Here is a 24,331-nt window from a genome sequence, read left to right as displayed (position 1 = left end):
TTTTATTTATATATATTTTTAAAATTTAAATTTTTTAAGTTAATATATATTATAGTTAATTTAATATTATTTCAATGAATAAATAAAAAATTACGCTAAGCTAGTTGCTTCAGTTGATGGGGGTCTTACTTTAATAGCTAAACTACCGAAAGATAGAAATTTATAGATAAAAATTAGCTTGCGTATCTCTAGACATAATTATGAAAACTACATTAGGGTTTAGACTATAGAAAATCAACGTGTACAAGGTCCACTGAGACTATAAAGAAGTATCCAATAAACAATTAAAAAAACGCCAAAAAAATAAAATATGTATTGACAGTACAAGTAAATGACTATAGAATACTCCATGTTGTTCCCCGATAGCTCAGTCGGTAGAGCAGTTGACTGTTAATCAATTGGTCGGCGGTTCAAGTCCGTCTCGGGGAGCCACAAGTTTTATTTTTCATAAAGTAGTTTTTTATATTTAGAGTCTTCTGGTTTTTGTATTTATCTCCTCCTTTTTTTTAAGCTATGAATGCTAGATGACTCTAAATGTTTTCAAGCTAAACCAAGGAACCTACTAGTTACTTTTCCGGTAGTTGTCACTCGGTAGTTGTCACTATTTAGAAGCTATAAGCTGACGATTATACAGGTAAAATATCACTCCTTTACATGAATTAACAAATTTCAGACCTTTTCAGCGTTCATAACAAGTTAGCTTTAGCATTTATTAATTGGAAACATCTTCGAATTACAAACTGTAATGATCACTAAACTTAAAACATTACTTCAATAATAACTTCAATCTTTTTTCTATATCTATATCATAACGCAATCTCTTGTTTTTTTTAGTTTGGTACCATCTTAATGCACACATATTTTCAAAAATCGTAGCATTGTTTAATTCTCTATAATTATTTAAAAGCCATTTAATACTTCTATTATTTATAAAACGACACCCTTGTATTAAAGGAGTTAAGGATTCTACAGTCCCATTTTCTTGTCGAAAATTACATGGAGTGTTAATGTTATGCTTCCAAAAATGGATTTTTAAAGAATCTAAGATTTGATTATTTGAACTCATACTACACCCTCCTATAAAATAACTGGCGACAGAACTGTCATCAGTTGCTAACGAACGTTGCTTCAATAGTAACTCAACTACTTCTGTATGACCTCTTTCACAGGCTATATAGAAAGGGGTTGCGCCAGCTGTAGTTCTGTTCACATCAATCCTGGGATGTTTCAATAGCTCAATAACTACTTCTGTATGACCTCTTTCACAGGCTATATATAAAGGGGTTACGCCAGCATTCGTAGCTTTGTTTACATCAATCCTAGAATGTTTCAATAGCTCAATAACTACTTCTGTATGACCTCTTACACAGGCTGCATATAAAGGGGTTGTGCCAGCATTCGTAGTTTTGTTTACATCAATCCTAGGATGTTTCAATAGCTCAATAACTACTTCTGCATGACTTCTTCCACAGGCTATACATAAAGGGGTTACGCCAGCTGTAGTTCTGTTCACATCAATCCTAGGATGTTTCAATAGCTCAATAACTATTTCTATATGACCATAGAGACAAGCTATGTATAATATATTAGTATTAACACAGCAGGTATTATTTAAAATATCTCTCAATATAACATTTTTATAATAATCACTATCGCCTATAATTTCATTAGTATAAATCATTTCAAAACTTCGACATAAGCTACTAATAACTTTAGGGTATTCAACCTTATGTATTGGTAATGAAAGGTATTTATTATTATCATAGTAAGATTGCATAAAATTATATTCTTTTTGCAACCTTTCACTTTCTCTAAATATAATTGAAGCACTATCAATACTAGCCTCCAGCTGATTTAGGATATTCTTAGCACTTGTTTTGTAAATTTTATTAGCACTATTATTTATATATTTATTTAGAATATTAATAACATACTCTCTATAATTTATAAGTTTTTCTCTAAAAATAGTTTCTCTGTACACACTAAACATGTTGGCATCACTTTTAGGACTTACATAAACTGATACATTTAGAGTTAACAAATTATTTGGCTCTATATTGCTAGATTGTATTCTGAAAGTTTTAAAATAGTTGAAAGAGAGTTCCAGATGTAGTTTATTAGGTTTGAGAAGAACTTAAATAAACGAACAGGAACTAAAAATGGCACATAGACATTTAACTCTTTCAGATAGATATTATATAGAAAATTTACTTAAATTAGGATACTTAGAAGCAGCAATAGCTAATAAAATAGGATTTAGTAAAACAGCTGTTATAAATGAACTTAAAAGGAATAAAGTAGGTAAAAGTTATTCTGCAGAGATAGCCCATAAGTTGTATTGTAGTCGTAGAAAGTCAAATAATCATAAACTTACTAATGAAGTTAAAAAGCTGATAATAGCTTTACTCAAAAAGAAAATATCACCGGAGTTAATTTGTGGTAGATTAAAGCATGAAGGTATAGCTAAGCTAAGTTTTAAAGCTGTTTATAACTTTATACAAAGACATAACCTTAAACAGTTATTATTCTTCAAAGGTAGGCGTTACAAATACAAAAAAGAAGGCTCCTCAAATCAAGGTAAGATAAAGGATAGAGTCAACATATCACAAAGGCCTAAAGCAGCTAATGATAGAAAAGAGCTGTATCATTTTGAAGGTGATACTATAGTCGGTAAAGATCATAAAGGAGCTATTTTGACTATGGTAGATAGAGTTAGTAGATTCACAATTCTAGGCAAAGCTAAAGATAGAACAGCTAGTTCAATTAACCAAATTTTATACAGAGCATCAAATGGTAATAAAATTACCACAGCTACTTTTGATAATGGTAAAGAGTTTGCTAAACACAAAAATTTATCAAATAAAACTGGTATTAAAGTATTCTTTGCAGATGCATATAGTCCATGGCAAAGAGGTACAAATGAAAACATGAATAGGTATATCAGACAATTTATTCCTAAAGGTACTGATTTTAGTAATATCTCTCATCAGTATCTTAGAAAGTTGCAAATTGACTTGAATAATAGACCTAAAAAATGTTTAAATTATTTAACACCTAATGAGGTACATTTCGGAATCAGTATAAACATTGAGACTACAATCTAGCATTAAAACTAAAAGCCTTAAATATCATACGAACTAAATATTGTATGTGAGTACTTTTAACGGCTTTGATTATACCTCTACCAGACCTCAAATTATTAGCGTCGTATAGCTCTTTTCTAGAGTTAAAAGCAATAGCATGATCAATACTGCCTAACTGAACATAGGAATAAAATGAACATTCGGATAATTTATTAATTAATGGTCCTATAAATCTCATATAATCTTTTTCTTCTCCAACAAAAGGATAATTATATATTTCTATAAGTGGTGAAACCTCCTCATATGTTACTTGAGAGTTCTGATCACTAAAAACTTTCCTTTCAATATATGTTAATTTTTTATTTAAAACATACTTAGAACTTTTTAACGTATTTTGAATATAAACCTTATTATGCCTATCAGCTAGAAATGTATTCCCAGGCTCTTGATAAGCAGCTAATCCATCCAAAAAAGCTCTTATAGATATAATAAGCTCATATTCTTTCCTGTTAATAGCTATACTAGTATATAAATTTGCTTGTCCAACAGGCTTTAATTTTGCTATCTCTTTTTCAAAATCACTTATATCATTAATAAGTTCTGATAAGTTCTTATATTCTTTATTATTAAATTTAAACGGCTGGGAAGCATAATCACGCGTTAATAATCCAAGCCTTTGATAATATGTGTCAGTATCACCAGCTAAATAAGCCTGACCCCACATAGCAGCAAGCCCCAAACATAATCCTCTTGGCAAACCTAAAATCTTGTAATAATTACCCCAATCACAATAGATGGAAATATCTTCTATATTTTCTTTTAGCTTATCATAATAATTCATCTTAATAATACTTCTCCCACAATTGGTTTATTTATTATCGCATAAATACATAATTTATATTTATAATAAATTATAACTATAAATACAAAACGTAACATAAAATAATTTTAAAATTCTTTTTATTATAATTATGAAAGTTGAATTACGTAAGTTTTTTAAAACTACCACAAAGATAATATAAACTTTGATTTTTGTTCTGTTGGAGTATCAGTCTCATAGTCAAGTTTTTACATAAATAACTAATTCTGATTAGCAGGTAGCGGAATGTGCGAAGAAAGCTTATAAATAAATATTTATACCCTTGCAAGTTAAATAAATGTAATCGTCAAATAACCTATAGACAAATTAAACAATATTTTCTAACAACGCTCTTCTTCAATGAAATTGTCCGAGAAATTTTATTTTTTTAAAACTTGACTTATAAATTTTACAATATATAATTAAACAAATTGAGTATTAATTTATATACATAATTATACCAAATTATATTAAGACTTAGTTTTAATCTGACTTTTGATGGGTGCAAGTGGTTTTCCTTAATCTTTCATATCTCCTAACTTGCATCCATCATAGTCTTTTTCCTTATATTTTGTCACTATTTTTTGTTATAATCTAGCAACTTTATTATTTGTAAGATCCTAAACCATGAAAGCATCTCAAACCCTTATTGCTACTACAAAAGAGCTACCTAAAGAAGCTGTGCTTATTAGTCACCAGTATATGTTAAAAGCTGGTCTAATTAAAAAATTGGCTTCTGGGGTATATACTTGGTTACCTATTGGACTAAAAGTACTACAAAAAATCCAAAATATTGTTCGTCAAGAAATGGATAAATCAGGAGCTAGTGAGTTACTATTACCAAGTGTTTTACCTTCTGAACTTTTACAAGAAACTCACCGTTGGGATAAGTTTGGTGCTGAACTTCTAAAATTAAAAGATAGACATGATAGAGATTTTTGCTATGGTCCAACCCATGAAGAGCCAATTGTAGACATGGCTAGAGATATTATCAAAAGCTATAAACAACTACCTCTAAACCTGTATCAAATCCAAACAAAATTTAGAGATGAAATCCGTCCTCGCTTTGGAGTTATGCGTGCACGTGAATTCATTATGAAAGATGCTTACTCTTTTCATGAAAACAGTCAATGCTTACATACCACTTACCAGAAAATGTATCAAACTTACTGTAATATATTGGACAAAATCGGTCTAGAATATCGCCCCGTAAAAGCAGATACGGGTGCTATAGGTGGTGATAACAGCCATGAATTTCAAGTCCTAGCAAATGCTGGAGAAGATATTATTTGCTATAGCACCTGCAGCGATTATGCGGCAAATATTGAATTAGCGACTTACGCAAAGCCAGATTTTAGTAGAAAAAAGACCTCTAAAAACCATATAAAAAAAATTCATACCCCAAATATCAAAACTATTGAAAGCCTTTGTAACAATATGAATTTTGATAGAAAACAGACCGTAAAAACCATGCTGATAAGGGATGCTAGAAACAATTTCTTTGCGCTAGTTGTACGTGGTGATCATGAGCTTAACGAAACTAAAATCAATAGACTAGAACAAGTAGTAGCACCGTATACTTTAGCTACAAAAGAAGAAATTTTCTCAATTTTTAATGCTAATGCTGGTTCGCTTGGTATATATAACTGCCCTATTCCCATAATTGCTGATTATAGTGCTGTGGCAATTACAGATCTATGTTGTGGTGCAAATGAGGATGATTATCATCTTATAAATGTAGATTGGGATAGAGATGTAATAAACTATCAGGTTGCTGATATTAGAAATGTAGTTGCTGGGGATATTTCACCGGACGGTAGGGGTACTTTAGAATTAACCAATGGCATAGAAGTTGGCCATATTTTTGAGCTTGAGGATATTTATTCTAAACCGATGAATGCTAATATTATTGGCCAAGATGGTAAATCTAAGCCTATGCTAATGGGTTGTTATGGATTTGGTGTGTCTCGTGTTATTGCTGCGACAATAGAACAGTCCCACGATGATAAAGGGATTATCTGGCCAGAGACTATAGCACCATTTCAAGTAGTTATACTACCAATTAATTACAACAAATCCGAGAAGGTAAAGAGAGTTTCTGACAATCTTTATCAAGATTTAATTACTAATGGTATAGATGTACTCTTAGATGATCGCGGTAATCGTCCAGGTGTGATGTTTGCTGATGCTGATTTGATTGGTTATTCTCATCATATAATAATTGGTGATAGGCTTTTTGAGCAAGGTTTAATTGAATATAAAAACCGTAAAACCCAAGAAAAACAAGAAATTACTATTAAACAATTAAAAGAAATCTTAAAGGTCTAAAGTTCTTACCACCCATTTGACCAAACTTAAAATACTAGTATACTTCTTATAAACCTAACTCCATTTTTTTAATTATGATCCAGCCAAAATCATACATTGACACATCGCCATCCGTATATGGAAAATTTGCTGTAATGGCAGCTGAATATAATGCTATTAGTTTTACCCAAGGAGCACCTGATTTTGATACGCCTGAATGGCTGATTGATCGTACAAACTTTTACATGCAACAAGGTAAAAACCAATATTCACCAATTCCTGGCACATTAGCTTTACGAAAAGCTATAATTCAAAAAACTAAAAATTGCTATGATGTAGATATAGATATTGATAATGTCGCTATTACAACTGGAGCTATCGAGGGATTATTTGCTGCTATTACAGCGTATGTAGATAAGGATGATGAAGTGATAATGTTTGATCCTGTATTTGATGCTTACGTAGGATTAACAAAACTCAACCAAGGTATACCAATAAGATTAAGCCTAATGCCCAACGGTAAAATTGATTTACAAGCTATAGCAAACGCCATTACAGATAAAACTAAAGCTATTATTCTTAACTCCCCTCATAATCCTATGGGTAGCATCATTTCAAAAGAAGAATACCTAGAGTTTGCTAAAATCATTAAAAATAAAAGCATTTTAGTTATAGCTGATGAGGTTTATGAGCATATTTATGCCGATGAGAATTTTACTAGTGCCATAGAAATTTATGACCTTAGAAATAAACTAGTAGTGCTGCAATCTCTAGGTAAAACTTATAACCTAACAGGATGGCGTTTAGGAATTGCGATAGCTCCTAGTGAAATTATAAAAAATATTTTGTCAGTAAAACAATTTTCGACTTTTTCAGCAGTCCACCCTATGCAACTAGCGTTAGCTGAAGGAATTTTAGATCACCCTGAATATTACCAAAATCTTCATAAACTTTATAAACAACAACACTCTTTATTACGCCAACATTTAAAAGACTCTCACTTTAAGTTACTAGAGTGGCATGGTTCACCTTTTCAGATGCTAGATTATACTAATATTAGCAATGAAGATGATGAGAAATTTGCTACGAGACTTATCAAAGAATATGGTGTTGGACTAATACCAGTATCATCACTTTTTGAAAAACCTAGAAATGGTTTGCTTAGACTATGCTTTGCTAAAAAAGATGACTCTATTATTAAAGGAGCAAAAATCCTATCAAACATCTAAAAGCAAACTACAAAACTATACACCACACAGGAAAATAACAAAATATGAACAAACTAACCGTTGCAATAATACAAAACGATATAGCTTGGGGTAATAAAGATTTAAACTACGCAAAACTAGGTCAAAAAATAGCTACTCTAGACCAAGATATAGACTTAATTATCTTACCTGAGATGTTTAATACAGGTTTTATTATGAATCCAACCAGTGAAGCTAGCTATGAGGAGGATATTGTTAACTGGATGTATAATCAGGTAAAAGATAGAAATTCTGCTATTGTTGGTAGTGCAGCAACGTTCACAGATAATAAAATTGCTAATAGATTATATTTTGTAACATCTGAAAAAGAGGTGTCTACATACGATAAAAATCACCTTTTTATACATGCAGGTGAAGATAAAAAATACACCAAAGGAGACCAACGAAAAATAATCCAATATAAAGGTTTCCAGATACTTCTTACAGTTTGCTTTGACTTGCGTTTTCCTGTATTTAACTGCAATAATAATGAATATGATATTTTACTAAATGTAGCTTGCTGGCCTGAATCACGACGTAAACATTGGCAAGCTTTACTTAAAGCTAGAGCCATAGAAAACCAAGTATTTGTAATAGCTTGCAATAGAGTAGGAAACGACCCAAGTTTTAGTTATGCTGGAGATAGCATGATTATCGATTATAATGGTGGAATATTAGCTTATGAAGAATATAAAGAAGCTATACTTATTGCCGAATTAAATAGAAATGAGCAAATTCAACATAGAGAAAAATTTAATTTCTTAGCTTGCCAAGATAACTTTACTCTTCACCTCTAATAGTTTTTGCTAATTTTTGTAACATAGCATTAACAAATTTATATCCTTCTTCTGTACCCATACTATAAGCTATTTCAACGTATTCTTTAATAATTACTTGATATGGATTTTCCAAACATTCTATAAGTTCTGCAACAGCAGATTGTAATACAGCCAAATCGACATAGTTTATTAAATCTATCCCATCTTTGGAGTTTTGTTTTATATGCTCTTGTATAGTTTCTTCATTCGACTGTGCAGAATCTATAAGCCTATAAAACAGATTCCAATCTGTTTGGTGCCTTTCAGCATTATCAGAGTAATATTGAACTTTTAATTCATCGAACGTATTACCTGCTATCTTTTTTTGGTATAAAGCTTGTACGGTATATAAACGAGCATTATTTCTAGCTCTAGCTGTAGTTTTCATAGTAACCTTTAATGTTTTTTTTGATAATTTGAGATATCATAGTTTTTGCAAGTAACTATTATACCTAACAAAAAGTAAAATATGCATAAATGGTGGCAAGAAATTAAGTTAAAAGATATGACTAATGAGCAGTGGGAATCTGTATGTGATAGATGTGGATTATGCTGTTTAAATAAGCTACAAGATGATCAAAGCGATGAAGTTTACTACACTAAGGTTAGTTGTAAACTTTTAGATATAACAAAATGCCAATGTTACATGTATGAAGAAAGAAAACAGATAGTACCTGAATGTATAAACCTAACCTATAAGCAATTAAAAAACCATGCTTATAAGTGGCTACCAAACACTTGTAGCTATAAACTACTTTTAGAAGGTAAAGATTTACCAGAATGGCACCACCTAAATACTGGCTCAACTGAGCAAATGCATAACCAAAAAAAATCAGCTAAGCACTTTGCTATCTCAGAATATGAACTAGATATCGATGAGTATTTAGATGATTTTATAATAAAGTTAGATAACTAATTCCCAAATTTAGTATATACTTCGCTTACTAAATCTTTATTGGACATGTTCATGTCTAATTTACTACCTACAAATCCTCTTTTTGAAAAAATTATTACAAACTTTTTTAATAATGGTTATTGTGTCATAGATAATTGGCTCTCTAGCAATGAAACTTCATTATTAACAGCTGAATTAGCTCAACTCTACCAAGAGGATTGTTTTAGAAAATCAGCAATAGGTAATAAGTTAAACGAGACAGTTAAAAGATCTATCCGCAGTGATTTTATTTATTGGCTAGATGAAACAAAGCATGCTCAAGCATTTTTTCAAAAAGTAAATAACTTTATAGAATATATAAATAAAACTTGCTTTGCTGGAATTGTTACAAAAGAGTTCCATTATGCAATTTACCCAAAAGGTGCTTTTTATAAAAAGCATATTGATACGTTTCAAAATGATGATCGCCGCAGTATATCTATAGTGTGTTATTTAAATGACGCTTGGCAAGAATCTTATGGTGGCGAACTTAAACTGTATCTCCCAGACGAAAATTTAAACATCTATCCAGCTTGTGGAAAAATAGTCATATTTAATAGTAAAAAAATACAACACGAGGTTAAGACTATTTTGTCAGAAGTTAAAAGGCTCAGTATCACTGGTTGGTTAAAGACTAGCTAAATAAATCATGAACCCCAACATAATCAACATAGTAGCAAATATTCTTTGCAAAATTTTATCGTTATTTTATCGTTTAGTTTTTACTTCACCAGACCACATTTTAAATTAGCTGGAACAGCCACATCCATGTATTTAGGGGTTGGTAGATTTAAGTTTGCCATAAATTCTGCATACTCTTGTGCTGATTTAACTTGTAACCTTGGGTTAAACCTTTTCTCCTCACCAATAGTACTAGATGTAAAGCCATTATAATCATGACCAGGATAAACTATAGTTTCATCTGGAAGCTTAAAAAGTTTGTTCTTGATACTATCATATTGAGCAAAAGAATCTCCATGTTGAAAATCTGTTCTACCAGTACCTCTTACAAATAGAGTGTCACCTGTAAAAAGTTTATCTCCAAGAATAAAGCTATATGAATCATCTGTATGACCTGGTGTATAGATTGCTTTTAATTTTAACCCATCAAAATCAATAGTCTCATCTTCTTTAATTTTCACAGAAACACATTCTACTTTAGTATGAGCACCCATCACAGAATTACAACCAATATCATTTCTTAGTTGTCCAATAGCTGTAATATGATCAGCATGCACATGAGTATCAATAGCAGCCACTAATTTAAGATCTAGCTCATTAAAAAGTTTATGATACTTGCCTAACTGTGTATTAACTGGGTCTATTATAATAGCTTCTCTACCTTCCCCTGAGGCTATAAGGTAAGTATATGTAAAAGTATCTATATCAAATAACTGTCTAAAAACCATAATTTCTTTCCTATCTAGATTTCTTATTGTATGGTAATAATTGTAAAATATTTGCTAAAGCACAAGTGCCAGATAACCCTGCAAATAAAAGACCCGCCCCAAAAAAACCGCTTAAAATTGCAAAATATTGTGATACTGTAAACGATAGCACAACTCCTAATAGCACCATAAAACCAACTACTATTTGCACTTGACGCATAATTGGGAAAGGCTCTTTTACATTTTTAACAGTTGCTTGCTTGTGTTGTTTCCATGAGTTTATACCACCATCTAAAAGATAAACTTTCTTTGCTTTAAGTCCAGAAACTTTATCTGCTACTTGGTTAGTTCTATTACCAGACTGGCAATAAAGTACTACGACTTCATCAGATTTAATATCAGCATCGTAAACATCATCAACCATAATGTTTTCGGCACAATCAATACATTCTCTTTTATGCTCATGAGGTGTTCTAATATCTATTAGTTTAACCTTTTCTTTTTTTTGTAAATCTAAAAATTCTCTTACTGATATTTTTTCTACCTTATGCATCTTTTTCTCCTTTTAGTTTTTTCTAATTTAGATAATCCTAATATTATTGTTAAATTTTTTTATTTATCTCCACAATAAACTGAATGTAAAGCTTCTAATATTCTTACTAGGCCTTTGTCTTTTATACTATAAAAACAAACCTGTGATTCTTTCCTAACCTTGACTAAGCCTTTCTTTCTAAGTATTGATAAATGTTGCGAAAAAGCTGACTGACTTAAATCAGAATATTTAGCCAATTCACCCACAGACATCTCACCTTTTGTAAGCAAGCACAAAATAAGTAACCTTGATTTATGTGAAATAGCTTTAAGCATATCAGCAGCTTTACTAGCATTTTTTTGCATTTGTACCAAATCCATTTCACGCTCCAAATACCAAACTTTATAGTAAATTAGCAAATACTAATTTAGAAATCAACAATATATTAGCATTATTGGGATATTTTGAAAGTTGTTACCATTTAAAGCTTATATTTATATATTTATTATTTAAAAAAAATTTTAACCTTTAATATGTTTATAATGTATATTAAAATAAACTATAAAATAATGATAAGGAATTAAAATGAGAGATTATACAAGGTACAATGTCATAAAAAATAAAAATTTAACTTACGATACTATCAACATAGCACAAATACAGACAGAATTAGCTAGTAACTTTAAAATAGAGTCTGACCAGAAAGTTACAGTTGCTATTGGAGATCTGCATGGTAATGCATTAAAGGCAATTAGGTTCTTAATTGAAATTGGTATGATTGATTTAAGTCAACATAATCTACAAGACATATATCGTACATTACAGAATAGCTACTTATCCAATATGTATGATAAATTTGAAAATGCCCTAGATAAAATAGTATTCGATATTGATCGTATTAAACAAACAAAATTAGTCTTTATTGGTGATACTTTGGCTGATAGAGGCCATTCTGATTATATGACTCTACTAGTTTTCAAAAAAATGGCTGAAAAGGGAATTGAAATTGATTATACTATTTGCTTATCAAACCATGATGTACAGTTTATTTATTACTTAGATGTGTACCTATTCCCTGAGAAAACAACTAGTTTGGAAGGATTACCTTGTATTTATGGTCAAGGAGAGGTCTGCGTATCTTATGATTTAGATAAATTAGATAAAACTCAGAAACATAAACTCCTAATAAATTATTATGAAGTTTACTTATCACATCTAAAAGTTATGGAATATGAGGCTATAGAAGGAAAAGAAATAGTTTACTCTCATGCTCCATGCAATTTTGAGGCAATTAAAAAAATTAAATTTGCTCCTAAAGGCAAAAATTTACACGATACGATAGCTGATATCAATAATTCTTTTCAAGCAGCTCTCACCAGTGCTGAAAATTTATTTGGCTATAATTGGGTTTATGATACTGGCCTTTTCGAGTTTGTATGGAATAGGAAAACAACAACTACTAAATTTGTTGAAGCTAGTATCATAAATATTTTTGGTCATGTGAGTGACATGGAAATTATAAATCAAAATCAAGTAAATTTAGATTCAGATCTTGGAAAATACAATATTTTTGATAAAAAAGGTTTAAAAATATTTTCAGTTTACAAATATCAACCTTCTAGTAATTTAAAAGAAACTGTATACAAAAGTTGTAATAGTTCGACGGATAATGGATCTGTAAAAAGCGAGAGTACAAGCAAAAGAAAAAATATAGGCTCTTATAGTAGTAAAACATCAGCAAAGATTAAAGATATTGAGCCGATTAAAGGAGATGTTTTGGAAATATTAGAAAAGTATTTAAAAACTAATCCTAATAATGCCTCAAGGTCTCGGAATGTCTGGTTATATTTTAAAGGTAGAAATCATATAGGCCGGTTAGAAAAAGTTTTTAATTCCATAAAATCTTCAACCAGTATAGAAGAAATACAATCTATTTTGGAAAACCAAAAAAATATATTTGATTTTGCACACTCATATACAAAAAGTAAAGACAGTCAAATTTATGAGCATTGGAATAAATTTGGAGGAATAAAAAATGTACCCCAAAATTTGGACTCCTCAAAATTTTATCAAACCATTCGTACAGCTATAACTGCTGTAAATGTACATGTTAGTTCGTACAAAAACCTCGATAAACGTACAGGTAATTATAATGTTAGTAATCCTAATTCCCACTTTAATGTAAATAGTGAGTTTTTTACAACCCTACCAAACGTTGGAAATACTTGTTATATAAACTCATCTTTACAACTATTAGATCATATAAATGGGCCATCTCAAAATTTTTTTAAGTTTCAAGCTTTCTCTACAAGAAGCGGTTTAAGTTCATTAATATCAGATTTTTGGCTGCCAGACGGACAGACTTTTAATTCCAATACATCACAGCAGGATGCTGCAGAGTTCTTGCAGTCTCTAATAAACTCAAATAGATATAAAGAGTCATTCCTACCTATATTTAAAATTTCACACAGGGTGCAAAAAAAAGTCACTAGCTGCCAGACACATGCACATATCCCACAATTTAGCACTGATGATTTAAACATGTTGCATATAGGTATTAATGAAGGAAGAATTCAGCAACAACATAATTTACCATTAAAAAAACTATTAGAAGAAGCTGAACAAGAGGAAATGCCACTCAATGATCAAGTGTGCTATGCTTGTATGGAGGAAGCACATGATAATGATTATTCAGTTAAGAATGAAAAAAAATACAAGCGTGGGCATGGGGTTGAAACAAGGAAACTTATCAGTGCCAGTAAGTATTTTATTATTCACCTAAAGAGATTTGGATATGACCAGGATGGAGGGGTATACAAAATAAGTTCAACTATTAACATAGAAGACGAATTAAGAATACAAGATGAGAATTATAAATTAGTAGCTTATATCGTTCATGAAGGGAAGAGCCTGAGGAACGGACATTATTATTTAATTTCACTTAAAAAATACCCTGTTTTATATAAGATTAGTGATGATCAAATAGCAAAAATATATCCATCTGAAGAAATAAAACTAAGAAAACAAGCGTATATTATTTTGTATAAAAAAAATGGAAATTGAAATGGTGATCCTTAAACTGTAAAAGTCTAGACCTGATGTGACAGATACCTGTTTTATACAAAACTCACAATGCTTCTTTAAATTCTTTAGCGTAGTAAACTGTTTTGCCATGTAACTTCTTTAATTTACCAGACAAATCAAGAACCATAAATACATCTGCTGGAACATCATATTCACATTGTATGTTGTATTCTGTAGCAGGTTTAAAACCAAATCGCGGGTAATAGTTTGGATGTCCTAGAACAAATATAGCATCAATGTTACACTTTTTTGCTTCTTGTATAACTTGTTCAACTAGCTTTGCCCCAATTCCTAAATTTTGGTAATTTGGAGATACACACATTGGAGCTAGTCCATATATATTTATGTTCGGAACAACATCTTGTGACATTTTTGAAAGGATTATCTGTCCGATAATCTGGTTATCCAATTCTGCAACTAAAGATATCAAACTTTGGTGGTCTGTGTGTAATAATCTAACTAGTTTTTCCTCATCACCACTTTCAAAACAGTTAGAAATAAGCTTATATATAAGCTCTTGATCTGCAAGTTGCTCATGCCTAATTTTTATATTCATACAAAACTTAGCCCCTTATAACTAAATCTCTAGTTGAACGTATCTCGACATTTATAAATTTATCTACTACTTTCAATTTACCAAAAATAGCAAATTTAGCTCTAATACTTTTACCAAAATTTAAATATTTAGTTTGGTTTGGTGCGATAAATACTGAAAACCTAGAACCTTCATTTATCTTAAATAACAGCTTTAAGCTTTCACCTATATTTGAAGAGGTAATTCCCGCCACTCCATATAGCACAGCATATTTACCTTTTACTTTTTCCAAATCTATATCTGCTAACTCAAAAGTATTTATAGTATAAATATCTTGCTTAGAATACTCTCTAATGCGCTTTTCTACCATTTCCTGTTTTTTTTGTGGCATCAAATTTAAAATGTCTGCGTAGTTTAATTTACCATCATTCTCTACTTTACTAAGCAAATTTATGCAGCGCTCGAGGTTTTTATTAACTAAAAAATTAACTTTACTCATATCTTTCTTTGAATCACTAGCTATAAGCTCTTTAATTTTATTATCATCAATGGGCTTACTTATTCTAGGACATAGCTCATCGTGCTGGTTATCCTCAATAACAAATTCAAAATATGATTCTTGGTCAGCTTTACGTACCAACTTAACTTTAGCGATACCACAATCTGGACAATAAATATTACCAAAATGAAGCTTACTATTATATTCATTTATTCTTACAAAGCCTTTCTTATATCTAGCTATATTCACTACTTTTCCTTAAACTTTTTCAAAAAGTATATCTGATATTGGATGTTCTAAATTTTGACCTCTTTTTTCAAATTTTGTCAATGGGCGCCAATCTGGTCTAGGAGCAAATCCTGAATATAAATTTTTGTACTGGTCGTGGTTTTTTAGCAACTCCAAAACATCTTCAGCATAAGGTAACCAATCACTAGCAAAATGCAACACTCCACCTTTATCTAATTTTCTAGCGAAAAGGTTAAGGTTAGATTGATTGACTAACCTACGTTTATTATGCTTTTTCTTATGCCATGGATCAGGAAAATATATCTGAATTGCTTTTAAAGAATTATCTTCGATCATATCTTGTAATACCTCTAAAGCATCGTAGCTTATAACCTGTAGATTTGAAATACCTTTATGTTCTATCTCATATAAAATATTACCCACACCTGCCTTATGGACTTCAATTCCAAGGTAATTTTTATCTGGATTTTCTAATGCCATTTGTACAAGAGAAGTCCCCATACCAAAACCTATTTCCAAAATCACTGGATGATGGTTATTAAAAATATTAGCAAAGTTTAACTTTTGTTCTTTTCTATATTCTATCAAGTATTTTTCAGAATATATTTCCAATGCTAACTGCTGTTTTTTTGTGACTCTCCCCGCTCTTTGAACATAGCTTTTTATTTGACGCAAATTTTCTTTATGTTTATCAAACATTTTTCTAGATTTATAACAATTTTGTTAATACTATTCTATATTAAGTAAATTAAAAATAAGAGTCTAACAATGCTAATATTCTTAACTATTATAGCTTTACAAATAAGTTGCCTTATTCTACCAGGTCCAGATTTTTTTGTAACTATTAGCAACTCTATCAAATTTGGGCAAAAATACGGCATTTATACTGCCTTGGGAGTAGCTTCTGGAATATTCCTAAATACTTTCTTTGTATACTGGTTTGGCTCATTTTTACTCTACAAAGAACCTATTTTGTTTAAATTTATCATACTTGTTGGGGCAGCATATTTAGCTTATTTGGCTTTTAATCTTTATAAAAGTGTTTTTACAAAAAACTCATTAAATCCAAATGCTAGTCAATATGTAAAGCACTTGTATCAACTTGAAAAACGTCCTGCATTTAAATTCTTTTTAAATGGAGCGTTCACTAACCTTGCTAATGCAAAAGTTGTGATATTTTTTAGCTCTATGCTAAGCTTAGTTGATGAGCTAACAAGCTTCGGAAAACTTGCTGTTTGGGTTTGTATAGCTTTAACTACTGCTATTTGGTTTTGTACAGTAGCTGTATTTTTTGGCAACAACAGATTAAGAGAAAAATTTTTCAAAGCTATAAAGAAAATCGAATTTATATCTGCAATTTTTATCACAGTTTTTATAGCAATAATTTTAGTAGAACTTTTTTAGCTTATGAAAACAAATAAATTCCATCTGCTTTTATAAGGATTTTCTTACTCTTAAATAAGCTACCTATAGCTTTTTTAAATGATGCTTTACTAATACCAAATTCTTTTTTTATAAGAGAAGGATCTAACTTATCATGAAATGCTACAAAACCGCCTTTAGAAACTAAATAGTCGTATATTTTTTGAGCATTCTTAGCAAGGTCTTTATATACTAATTGTTGCAAATTTAAATCTATTCGACCATCTTTCCGGATAGATTTAATATAGCCTTTCGTAGACTGTCCAAAGCTTAACCTTTGAAATACTTCATTTTTGTATAGTACACCCCAATGAGTATTATTTATGATTGCTTTATAACCGATATCAGTTGAGTTCCCTATAATTAGGTTAACCTCTTGATTAAGCTTAAAATCACCATCATCAAAATCTGATATAAATTTGTTTATCTTAGAAGAAGCTATAAGCTTACCATTTACTTTATCACGGTAGATATATACTAAATATGATTTTCCAAGCTCAAAAGGTCTATGTTGCTCAGCTAAAGGTACAAGTAAATCTTTATCTAAACCCCAATCTAGAAATGCTCCTATATTAATAATCGATTTGACTGGTAAAAAAGCAATTTCACCAACAACTGCTACTTTTTTTGTAGTAGCCATAAGCTCAGACTTAGAATTTTCGTATAAAAGTACATTTATAGTGTCTCCTACACTCAAATCATTTTCTAACTCTTTTTTAAGTAAAGTGGCAACGCCTAATTCTAAAGCATCAAGATGTAATATATACTCACCAACGTCTATAACTCTTAAATTATGATAGTTTCCTAAAGTAATCAAATTAATTTCTCAGTAAAAATTCTTATGCTTTAATTATAACACTGGTTAAACTGTTGATATAGATAAATATAGTTCCGTAGCTTATAGACAAAATATTGAGTTTGCAATTAAAGCTAGAGAAAACTATACAGCATATCCAAACAAAGATGCTAAAGATATGCAAAAAACCTTTCTATCAAAAGTTTTAATTTCAGGTAACTAAAAAAGCTTAGACTCACTTAAGGTAAGCTTTTACACCTAAAACAACACCTTACCCCAACCTAGTTTCTCACGCAAAGTATCGTAGTAATTATAATTTTCTGTATGAAGCACAGAGACCTTTTTATTAGCTTTTCTAATAGTAACTCTTTGCTCTGACTTTAAAATAATATCATGACGCCCATCTATACTTAATACAGGTTCAGGATCATTATAATCAGTTATATAAATATCTATAATACTATCATCTGAAATTACTAGCGGTCTACTATTTAATGAATGTGAGCATACTGGTACTAAGACCATACTATTTTGATTAGGGTTAAGTATTGGCCCACCTGCTGACATTGCATGAGCTGTAGAACCTGTTGGTGTAGCTACTATTAATCCATCACCTCTTTGATCAAAAGCATACCTACCATCAATAAAAACTTTCAATCCAAACATTCGACCTCTACTAGCTGTTATGGCTATTTCATTTAAAGCTATCGAAGCCTCTAATGGACTCTCAACGTTATCAACCTTACACTTTAACATAGCCATCTTAGAAAGTGTACTTTTACCTTTTAAGATACCTATTAGATCGCCTTGTAGCCCCTTACTGTCAGATGTAATGGTAGTTAAGAACCCAAGCTTTCCTTTATTAACACCTATAACTGGTATATTACTATATAGCGCTAGAACCCTAGATATTTGTAAGAAATTCCCATCTCCACCTATTATTATGGCGACATCGCAGTTTAATGCTATATCTTTTAACTTCATTAGCTGTATGTCTTTTAGGGCTAAATTATAGCTAGATTCAAGCTCAACTATAACATCTAGACCCAAACCTCTTAGCTGAAAACATAAATTCTGTATAGTTTCACCAACTTCTTTTTTATAATGCTTTCCAATAATAGCTATTTTTTTATATACAAACGACATTTCTAAAAATCTTAAAGACTACTGCTGAAATTATAACAAAAATGGCTTTTATCAACTAAACTTTTATGGATTTTTAGAAATATACAAGCTAAAGTATTACATATAAATATACATTAAGTACTTATAATGGATAATAAAAATTTACTAACTAGTATAATAATACCTGTCAAAGATGAGTCAGAGGGTTTAGAGCAACTTTTTTCAAGGCTTACACCTATAGCTGAACAATTACCAACCAAATATGAGCTAATATTTGTCAATGACGGTAGTACAGATACTACACTAGAGCTACTTTTAGAAAAGCAAAAAAATCATAATGAGATAAAAGTAGTAGACTTATCCCGTAACTTTGGCAAAGAATCCGCCCTTTATGCAGGTTTTGCAAACTGTAGTGGAGATGCTGCTATCTCTATAGACGCTGACTTACAAGATCCACCTGAATTAATATTAGAAATGGTAGACTATTGGCTAAAAGGCTATGAAGTTGTTACAGCTGTTAGAGAAAATCGAGATACAGATACTGTTGCAAAAAAAGGTTCTGCTGGACTTTTTTATAAACTAATGAATAAAATAAGTGAAACGAAACTAACGCCAAATGCCGGGGATTATCGCTTACTAAATAGAGCTGCTGTAAATGCCTTTTTAGAGCTCAAAGAAAAAATACGTTTTAATAAAGGTTTACTTAGCTGGATAGGTTTCCATGAAAAACTTGTCTATCATACTAGGGAAGGACGTGCTGCTGGACAAACTAAATGGAATTATTGGAAACTATTTAAATTTTCTATAGATGGAATTACTAGCTTTAGTAAAACCCCTCTAGAAATATGGTCGTATCTAGGAGTGTTTATTGCATTCATGAGCTTTATATATGGCTCCTTCATTATACTAAAATCGTTGCTTTTTGGTATAAGCGTACCAGGTTACCCATCATTAGTTACTTTTATACTATTTTTTAGTGGCTTACAAATGATCGGAATAGGCATGCTTGGAAGCTACATTGGTAGAATATTTATTGAAACAAAACAGCGACCTTTATATATAGTTAGAAAGGTATATTCTGATAATAAAACTAGTCAATAAAAAATCTTACGGCTTCAAACGAATACCCCTACTTAATAAATACCAAGCTAAATAGTATAAAATAAAAGTGAAAATTACTATAGCAGAAAATGCAATATATGGATTTACCGTTGAAATACCTATAAAGCCATATCTAACAAAATCAACTATATAAAATAGTGGATTACACGCTGATAAAAAGTGCCAAAATCCAGATAGATTGTTTATATCGTAAAAAACACCACCTAAGTAAATAAGAGGCGTAAGTACAAATGTTGGAAAAATAGTTGTGTCATCAAACTTTTGTGAAAATATAGCATTCAATAAACCACCTAAAGAAAATAATGCTCCACAAAATATAAATCCAGCCAACACTAAAATAAAACTATGAATACTAGTAAAACCACCTAATATAAAAGCCGCTATACTTACAAAAACTCCAACCAAAAATCCTCTGAATATCCCTCCAGATATATACCCAAGTACTATAATATGATTATTAACTGGAGAAACTAAAAGTTCTTCTATAGCTCTACTAAAGCGCATCCCAAAGAATGAGCTAACTACATTACCATAAGAGTTCTGTATTACAGCCATTATTATCAAACCAGGAGTAATATATTGCATATAAGTAATACCATCATGCATATTACCTATACGAGAGCCTACAACCTTACCAAATATCAAAAAATATAAGACAATCGTTATTACCGAAGGTAAAAGAGTTTGAGGCCAAATTCTAAAAATTCTTTTACTCTCGCGATTAAAAATTGTTATATACATTATCCAATAATCTCTTATACTCATCTTACCCACCTACTTATTTCTTGCTACATCTATAAATAGCTGTTCTAGTTTAGCTGATTTTGTTCTAACATCTAACACCTCTAAATTATATTTTGTACTTAATTCAGAGAAAATATCATTTAAGACTACTCCCTTGCTTACCTCTACTTCTAAAGTATAACTATCTATGAGTTTAGATATACCAGATTCAAGTCGAATATTATCATTACATTTATCTTTTAAATCAAAAATATACGTATGTTTATCTGCTGATTTCAGAAAAGTTTTCATATCCGTATTTATATGAAGCTTCCCCTTATGTATCAAAGCAATATAGTTACACATAGACTCAGCTTCCTCCAAGTAATGTGTAGTTAGAATTACAGTTAAACCTTCTTTATGGAACTGTGATATCATCTTCCAAAGAGAATTTCTAAGCTCAACGTCAACACCCGCTGTTGGCTCGTCTAATATGAGTAATTTAGGTTTATGAACTAAGGCTCTAATAACCATAAGTCTTCTTTTCATTCCACCAGATAAAAATCTCACTTGAGTATTACGCTTTTCATATAGCTCTACTTTTTTTAATAACTCTTCAGCATATGGTTGGGCTTGTTTTTTTGAAATACCAAAAAAACCAGCTTGTGTTATTAAGATATTAAGTGGAGTTTCAAAAATATTTAAGTTAATCTCTTGTGACATAACTCCTAAATGCTTACGTGCTTGATTAAAACCAGTATCAATGTCATATCCAAATATTTTAATTTTTCCAGATGTCTTATTTACAAGTGACGATATCATCCCTAAAGTAGTAGATTTACCAGCTCCATTGGGCCCCAACAAAGCAAAAAAGTCTCCTTTTTCTACGTTAAAACTAATATTGTCAACTGCTTTTAACCCACTTTTGTAAACTTTACTTAGGTTTACTACTTCAAGAGCTTTCTCTTTTGACATATAATCCAAGTCACATTATTTTGTAAATATTAAGCAGATTATAACATTTTAGTATATGCCAACTAACTAATTTTGGTAAAAATAAACGTAAATATTGTTATACCAACGACTATTATAAATATTGGTCTAACTAAACCTGACCCTCTTAATATAACCATTCTTGAGCCTATCCAGCCACCAAAAAAGCTTCCCAAAGCCATCATTAAACCATAAAATATATTCACATGACCAGACACTACAAATATCATTAAAGAGAATAAATTACTTTTTAAGTTAAGTACTTTAGCGTATCCAGAAGCTTGTAAAAACGTATACCCAAGAAAATAAACTATAGCTATAATCCAGAGATTACCAACCCCAGGGCCAAAAAAACCATCATAGATGCCTAGTAAAAAACCAAAAATAGTAAAAAATACTGCTTCTGACACTCTCTTTTTACCCACGTCAACACCTAAATTCTTATTAAAAATACTAAATAAGAAAATAACAACTAAAAGCACTGGTACAATATAATTCATAAACTGATTATTAATAATTAGGGCCATCACCGCACCAAAACAAGCTCCTATAAAACCTGCTACTAAACCTCTTACTACAGTTTTGATATCAATAAGACCACTTTTATAATATTTAAAAGTAGCTATAGCTGTACCAATACTAGCCTGTAGTTTATTAGTGCCAAGGGTAACTGTAATAGGCAATCCCACCATACTCAAAGCAGGAACACTAATAAGTCCACCGCCACCAGCTATAGAATCTATAAAGCTTGCTAGAAAACCCATTGCCACTATAAATATGCACAACAATAGAAAATGATCTGCTAAAAACTCTTGCATTATTTACTCCTTAATGCGGATAGCAAGCCAAATGGTTGGATTGTCTGTATAAGTTACCCAATGCTTGATATTTTTAGGAATAAATAGATACTCTCCTTGCTCTAAAGTATACTCTTTATCCTCTAATTTAAGTTTTGCATTACCTTTTAATACTAGCACCCATTCATCATGTTGTTGAATATAAGGTGTATCTGTAGAAGTTACTTGACCATATGAAATTATCTTTTCAATTTTAATATTTTTAGTGCTTAATAAATCGATAAACTTTTCGTGTTTAGAAAAGTTAGGAATTACATCAAATAAATTATTTCTCATACCTGTCTTTTTTCTTTAAGCCACTGATTAAATTCTTTAACCAACTCTCTTCCTTCCTCTGTTTTGTTAAACATAAAAGCTTTATAAGAGATATTATTATCTACTTTAACCGGTATTTGGCATAGTTTAGAATTAATTGAATGTTGATAAGCTATTTCTACAGTATCTGTAAACATTATATCAGGCCTTATTCCATCTATCCCCTCAGTGATAGATTTTATTGCTTGCTTGTTATCATTTATTATTAAGATCTTTGCATTTCTTACCTTTTGTAATGCAAACTTTTCGTTTGTACCACCTCTATTTTCTATAATAAGAGTATTTGGACTATCTATATCTTGATAATTTTTGTATTTATCAACGTTCTCACATAAACTCATAGCACTTTTATTAAAAGATGCCAACGGGTTTGAAAATACAAATAATTTTTGGCGCTCTAGTGTTATAGTCACACCTCCAACAAACACATCAAATAAGCCATCCTTTAAACTTTGTTCAGCAGTTTTCCAAGTAGTTTTAACAAACTCAACGTTTTCACCTTTGAACTTTGCAAAATCTTTTATTAGTTGAATATCTTCACCACTAAAGCTTTTAATGTTTTCATCATAAATAGAAAAAGGTGCATAATCCCCCGTAGTTCCAACAAGAAGTTTAGCATAACTTATTGTTATACAAAGAGTACTCAAAATAAGTGCTACTATAATTTTATTCATATAAAAGTTCCGTAATAATGTCATTTCTTATGGTTTTAATACCCCTGGTAACCATAAATCTATAATTTTATACTTACGTGACTATTAAAGCTAAAATTAGGCAGATAATAACAAGGCAAAATATTTAAAAAAGTACAGTTCACATATAGCCAATGAAAATTTTAAGAATATTTTTAACCCAATCAAAACCATATAATTTTAGTTTGCGATAGCCTCAGTACCTTATCTATAATTTAAATTATCTTTATCATTTTTTTTTAAAAAAGAACTTGTACCCTTCATGTGAGGTCTTATTGTAGTTTCATTATACGATATGGAACCATCTTCATTATGATTCTGGACTCTATATGCAACTATATCATCAGTATCATTTTGTATGGTGTATTTAGTCTCATTATTTTTATCAAAAATATCTATAGACACATTAACATCTTCCATATTTTTAGATGATAAAATGTCATTTTTTGTAATATCTATTTTTTTCTTACCATTTAATAAATTTAGCGTATAAGTATTAATACCATCCTTATTATCAGAAGATATTTTAAATGTATATTCTTTAGAGCCAGGATTATCTATTTCTAAATTTATTTTTCCATTATTAATATCTTGAACAATAGAAATCGTTGCCAATTTAGTTTGTTCAGAAGCATAAGCATTTATACCTAACCCCAATAAGATAAATGACGGTATTGCGATAATTTTTATCATGTAAACAATTTCCTTGGTTAGGTTAAATATATATGCTTTTTATTATAAACATATATAT

At 30.5% G+C, this 24,331-nt stretch carries 26 protein-coding genes and 1 tRNA gene; 10 read left to right on the top strand and 17 right to left on the bottom strand.

Features of this window, described 5'->3' with window-relative positions:
* Positions 1–356 precede the first annotated feature (356 nt).
* A tRNA-Asn gene (locus SD28_RS02995) sits at positions 357–432 on the top strand.
* A 334-nt stretch (positions 433–766) separates the two neighbouring features.
* On the opposite strand, the gene SD28_RS02990 is transcribed toward SD28_RS02995, so the two are convergent.
* Positions 767–1,990 carry an ankyrin repeat domain-containing protein gene (locus SD28_RS02990; RefSeq protein ID WP_039123965.1) on the bottom strand — a complete coding sequence of 408 codons (1,224 nt, stop codon included), beginning with the start codon at positions 1,988–1,990 and terminating at the stop codon, positions 767–769.
* Positions 1,991–2,159: 169 nt separating this feature from the next.
* Between SD28_RS02990 and SD28_RS02985 the strand changes: the two genes are divergently transcribed.
* Positions 2,160–3,104, top strand: a complete 945-nt coding sequence (locus SD28_RS02985; protein WP_039124962.1) for an IS30 family transposase — start codon at positions 2,160–2,162, stop codon at positions 3,102–3,104.
* On the opposite strand, the gene SD28_RS02980 is transcribed toward SD28_RS02985, so the two are convergent.
* On the bottom strand, positions 3,094–3,924 hold the full coding sequence (locus tag SD28_RS02980) for a hypothetical protein (RefSeq protein WP_039123963.1): 831 nt from the start codon (positions 3,922–3,924) through the stop codon (positions 3,094–3,096). The genes SD28_RS02985 and SD28_RS02980 overlap by 11 nt on opposite strands.
* A gap of 645 nt (positions 3,925–4,569) precedes the next feature.
* On the opposite strand from SD28_RS02980, the gene SD28_RS02975 reads away from it, so the two are divergent.
* The 3 genes from SD28_RS02975 (at position 4,570) to SD28_RS02965 (ending at position 8,293) form a co-directional block, all read left to right on the top strand.
* A complete protein-coding gene (locus SD28_RS02975) occupies positions 4,570–6,270 on the top strand; it encodes a proline--tRNA ligase (RefSeq protein ID WP_039123961.1) in 1,701 nt (566 codons plus the stop codon).
* 74 nt (positions 6,271–6,344) lie between these two features.
* Positions 6,345–7,478, top strand: coding sequence for an aminotransferase class I/II-fold pyridoxal phosphate-dependent enzyme (locus SD28_RS02970; RefSeq protein ID WP_039123958.1), 1,134 nt, complete (start codon positions 6,345–6,347; stop codon positions 7,476–7,478).
* Between the two features lie 44 nt (positions 7,479–7,522).
* Positions 7,523–8,293, top strand: coding sequence for a nitrilase-related carbon-nitrogen hydrolase (locus SD28_RS02965; RefSeq protein ID WP_039123956.1), 771 nt, complete (start codon positions 7,523–7,525; stop codon positions 8,291–8,293).
* Here SD28_RS02965 and nusB read toward each other — a convergent pair.
* Positions 8,277–8,702 (bottom strand): transcription antitermination factor NusB, encoded by a 426-nt coding sequence (gene nusB / locus SD28_RS02960; protein WP_039123954.1) that lies wholly within the window; start codon positions 8,700–8,702, stop codon positions 8,277–8,279. The genes SD28_RS02965 and nusB overlap by 17 nt on opposite strands.
* A gap of 81 nt (positions 8,703–8,783) precedes the next feature.
* On the opposite strand from nusB, the gene SD28_RS02955 reads away from it, so the two are divergent.
* Together SD28_RS02955 and SD28_RS02950 are read left to right on the top strand one after the other, a co-directional pair.
* On the top strand, positions 8,784–9,230 hold the full coding sequence (locus SD28_RS02955; RefSeq protein WP_039123951.1) for a YcgN family cysteine cluster protein: 447 nt from the start codon (positions 8,784–8,786) through the stop codon (positions 9,228–9,230).
* Positions 9,231–9,281: 51 nt separating this feature from the next.
* Complete coding sequence (locus SD28_RS02950; protein WP_039123949.1) at positions 9,282–9,890, top strand: 2OG-Fe(II) oxygenase; 609 nt, start codon at positions 9,282–9,284, stop codon at positions 9,888–9,890.
* A gap of 80 nt (positions 9,891–9,970) precedes the next feature.
* On the opposite strand, the gene SD28_RS02945 is transcribed toward SD28_RS02950, so the two are convergent.
* From SD28_RS02945 to SD28_RS02935, 3 genes are read right to left on the bottom strand one after another with little or no spacing between them, the layout of a single operon-like run.
* Positions 9,971–10,657, bottom strand: coding sequence for an MBL fold metallo-hydrolase (locus SD28_RS02945; protein WP_039123946.1), 687 nt, complete (start codon positions 10,655–10,657; stop codon positions 9,971–9,973).
* Positions 10,658–10,667: 10 nt separating this feature from the next.
* The gene (locus SD28_RS02940) at positions 10,668–11,189 is read right to left on the bottom strand and encodes a rhodanese-like domain-containing protein (protein ID WP_039123944.1); all 522 of its coding nucleotides are present in this window, start codon (positions 11,187–11,189) and stop codon (positions 10,668–10,670) included.
* A gap of 59 nt (positions 11,190–11,248) precedes the next feature.
* Positions 11,249–11,548, bottom strand: coding sequence for an ArsR/SmtB family transcription factor (locus SD28_RS02935; RefSeq protein ID WP_039123943.1), 300 nt, complete (start codon positions 11,546–11,548; stop codon positions 11,249–11,251).
* A 205-nt stretch (positions 11,549–11,753) separates the two neighbouring features.
* Between SD28_RS02935 and SD28_RS02930 the strand changes: the two genes are divergently transcribed.
* Positions 11,754–14,231 carry a ubiquitin carboxyl-terminal hydrolase gene (locus tag SD28_RS02930; RefSeq protein ID WP_039123940.1) on the top strand — a complete coding sequence of 826 codons (2,478 nt, stop codon included), beginning with the start codon at positions 11,754–11,756 and terminating at the stop codon, positions 14,229–14,231.
* 64 nt (positions 14,232–14,295) lie between these two features.
* Here SD28_RS02930 and SD28_RS02925 read toward each other — a convergent pair whose 3' ends face one another.
* Genes SD28_RS02925 through trmB form a run of 3 tightly spaced genes read right to left on the bottom strand, consistent with a single transcriptional unit; the run spans position 14,296 to position 16,234 of the window.
* Positions 14,296–14,808, bottom strand: a complete 513-nt coding sequence (locus SD28_RS02925) for a GNAT family N-acetyltransferase (RefSeq protein WP_039123938.1) — start codon at positions 14,806–14,808, stop codon at positions 14,296–14,298.
* A 7-nt stretch (positions 14,809–14,815) separates the two neighbouring features.
* Entirely contained in the window at positions 14,816–15,535 is a 720-nt protein-coding gene (locus SD28_RS02920; RefSeq protein WP_039123936.1) for a hypothetical protein, read from the bottom strand.
* 9 nt (positions 15,536–15,544) lie between these two features.
* Positions 15,545–16,234 (bottom strand): tRNA (guanosine(46)-N7)-methyltransferase TrmB, encoded by a 690-nt coding sequence (gene trmB / locus SD28_RS02915; RefSeq protein WP_039123934.1) that lies wholly within the window; start codon positions 16,232–16,234, stop codon positions 15,545–15,547.
* A gap of 69 nt (positions 16,235–16,303) precedes the next feature.
* Between trmB and SD28_RS02910 the strand changes: the two genes are divergently transcribed.
* The gene (locus tag SD28_RS02910) at positions 16,304–16,939 is read left to right on the top strand and encodes a LysE family translocator (protein ID WP_039123931.1); all 636 of its coding nucleotides are present in this window, start codon (positions 16,304–16,306) and stop codon (positions 16,937–16,939) included.
* 1 nt (position 16,940) lies between these two features.
* On the opposite strand, the gene SD28_RS02905 is transcribed toward SD28_RS02910, so the two are convergent.
* Complete coding sequence (locus SD28_RS02905; RefSeq protein WP_039123929.1) at positions 16,941–17,774, bottom strand: CvfB family protein; 834 nt, start codon at positions 17,772–17,774, stop codon at positions 16,941–16,943.
* Between the two features lie 237 nt (positions 17,775–18,011).
* Entirely contained in the window at positions 18,012–18,899 is an 888-nt protein-coding gene (locus SD28_RS02900; protein WP_039123927.1) for an NAD(+)/NADH kinase, read from the bottom strand.
* Positions 18,900–19,025: 126 nt separating this feature from the next.
* Between SD28_RS02900 and SD28_RS02895 the strand changes: the two genes are divergently transcribed.
* Positions 19,026–19,979: a glycosyltransferase family 2 protein gene (locus tag SD28_RS02895; protein ID WP_039123925.1), complete on the top strand. Its 954-nt coding sequence runs from the start codon at positions 19,026–19,028 to the stop codon at positions 19,977–19,979.
* 6 nt (positions 19,980–19,985) lie between these two features.
* Here SD28_RS02895 and SD28_RS02890 read toward each other — a convergent pair whose 3' ends face one another.
* The 6 genes from SD28_RS02890 to SD28_RS02865 all read right to left on the bottom strand — a co-directional run bounded on the left by SD28_RS02890 (position 19,986) and on the right by SD28_RS02865 (position 24,273).
* A complete protein-coding gene (locus tag SD28_RS02890; protein WP_039123923.1) occupies positions 19,986–20,765 on the bottom strand; it encodes an ABC transporter permease in 780 nt (259 codons plus the stop codon).
* A 9-nt stretch (positions 20,766–20,774) separates the two neighbouring features.
* The gene (locus SD28_RS02885; RefSeq protein ID WP_039123921.1) at positions 20,775–21,698 is read right to left on the bottom strand and encodes an ABC transporter ATP-binding protein; all 924 of its coding nucleotides are present in this window, start codon (positions 21,696–21,698) and stop codon (positions 20,775–20,777) included.
* Between the two features lie 62 nt (positions 21,699–21,760).
* On the bottom strand, positions 21,761–22,534 hold the full coding sequence (locus SD28_RS02880) for a TSUP family transporter (RefSeq protein WP_039123919.1): 774 nt from the start codon (positions 22,532–22,534) through the stop codon (positions 21,761–21,763).
* A 3-nt stretch (positions 22,535–22,537) separates the two neighbouring features.
* The gene (locus tag SD28_RS02875; RefSeq protein ID WP_039123917.1) at positions 22,538–22,849 is read right to left on the bottom strand and encodes a cupin domain-containing protein; all 312 of its coding nucleotides are present in this window, start codon (positions 22,847–22,849) and stop codon (positions 22,538–22,540) included.
* On the bottom strand, positions 22,846–23,562 hold the full coding sequence (locus SD28_RS02870) for a transporter substrate-binding domain-containing protein (protein ID WP_039123915.1): 717 nt from the start codon (positions 23,560–23,562) through the stop codon (positions 22,846–22,848). Before SD28_RS02870 ends, SD28_RS02875 begins: the two co-directional genes overlap by 4 nt.
* A 222-nt stretch (positions 23,563–23,784) precedes the next feature.
* The gene (locus SD28_RS02865) at positions 23,785–24,273 is read right to left on the bottom strand and encodes a hypothetical protein (protein WP_039123912.1); all 489 of its coding nucleotides are present in this window, start codon (positions 24,271–24,273) and stop codon (positions 23,785–23,787) included.
* Positions 24,274–24,331: the final 58 nt, after the last annotated feature.

This window comes from Allofrancisella guangzhouensis (assembly GCF_000815225.1).
GTDB classification, from domain to species: Bacteria; Pseudomonadota; Gammaproteobacteria; order Francisellales; family Francisellaceae; genus Francisella; species Francisella guangzhouensis.
The sequence above is the reverse complement of the archived record's forward strand: the minus strand, read 5'-3'. Positions and strand labels throughout refer to the sequence as shown.